This is a genomic window from Rhodococcus sp. P3_B8 (genome assembly GCF_056402775.1).
Genome location: NZ_JBFUGT010000666.1, coordinates 1 through 868, shown reverse-complemented (window position 1 = coordinate 868; position 868 = coordinate 1). Strand labels below are relative to the sequence as shown.

Genomic DNA, 868 nt, shown 5'->3' with positions numbered 1-868 from the left:
CGTGTCTCATGTGGATGAAGTGACCTGTGGGACATAATGTGACGCGTGGTAGATGAGTTGTCACTGAGGTTGGTTCCGGATGCGTTGTGGGAGATAGTCGAACCGTTGATTCCTCCTTTTGTCGCCCGGCCGCAGGGAGGTGGCAGTGCGCCGGCCGATGACCGGGCGGTGTTCACCGCGATCGTGTACGTGCTCACCAGCGGATGTGCGTGGCGGCACCTGCCGCCCTCGTTCGGGGTAACCGTGCCGACCGCGCATCGACGGTTCAGTGCCTGGGTGCGGGATGGGGTGTTCGAGAAACTCCATCGCGAGGTGCTCGATCGACTCGGTAGCGCGGGCGAACTCGACTGGACGGCAGCGATCCTGGACGCGGCAAGCGTGCGGGCGAAAAGGGGGGCTCACTGACGGGTCCCAGCCCGGTCGACCGCGGTAAGAAGGGATCGAAGATCCACGTCCTGTCCGAAACGAATGGAATCCCACTGGTCGTGGGCGTGACCGGGGCGAACACCCATGACAGCACGATGCTGCAACCATTGGTGGCAGCGATTCCGGGCGTGAAGTCTCGGCGCGGACCGCGCCGACGCAAGCCGGGAAAGCTTCGCGCCGACAAGGGCTACGACTACGACATTCACCGACGGTGGCTGCGCGAACGAGGCATCGTCCCGCGGATCGCCCGCCGCGGCATCGAGCGAAACGATCGCCTAGGCCGGTACCGATGGAAGATCGAACGCACCATCGCCTGGCTCACCGGCTACCGGCGCATGACCATCCGCTACGAGCGCCACGGCGAACACTTCGCCGGCTTCCTTCACCTCGCCGCCGCACTCACCTGCTTCAAGAAGCTCCCCACATGAGACACGCTCTCTCT

General features: G+C 64.3%; 1 protein-coding gene. It reads left to right on the top strand.

All coding sequences use genetic code 11. The features are described 5' to 3' along the window. Positions 1–45 precede the first annotated feature (45 nt). Positions 46–854 (top strand): IS5 family transposase gene (locus tag AC1D1G_RS45590; protein WP_183102294.1). Its coding sequence is split into 2 segments (ribosomal slippage): positions 46–388 and positions 388–854, totalling 810 coding nucleotides; the frame shifts between segments, so codons are not numbered across the junction. Positions 855–868: the final 14 nt, after the last annotated feature.